This is a genomic window from Vibrio sp. 10N.261.55.A7, assembly GCF_002877365.1.
Classification (GTDB): Bacteria; Pseudomonadota; Gammaproteobacteria; order Enterobacterales; family Vibrionaceae; genus Vibrio.
This window is the reverse complement of the sequence record NZ_MCWZ01000199.1, coordinates 1-235: the sequence shown is the minus strand read 5'-3', so window position 1 is coordinate 235 and position 235 is coordinate 1. Positions and strand designations below refer to the sequence as shown.

At 40.4% G+C, this 235-nt stretch carries 1 pseudogene; it reads left to right on the top strand.

The window, feature by feature from the left end:
* Positions 1 to 209, top strand: a pseudogene (locus BCU12_RS23610) (hypothetical protein); the annotation flags it as partial.
* Positions 210 to 235 lie beyond the last annotated feature (26 nt).

Genomic DNA, 235 nt, shown 5'->3' with positions numbered 1-235 from the left:
TTCTTCTTGCTCTGGGTTCACTTTTGTCTTTTTCCGGTCATAAGGTCGGATATAGTGACCCTAGTAACATGGCTGGCGTTTCAGCTAGTTCACTAATTGAAAACGAGTCTGCTAAATCAACCATTGTGACAAAATTAGAGAGTACGTCTGTTGGACATAGCTTATTGATCGCTAGTTTGTTCCCACTATTTTATTGCCTGCTATCGTAGCCATCACCTAACAAATTGTTCAACTG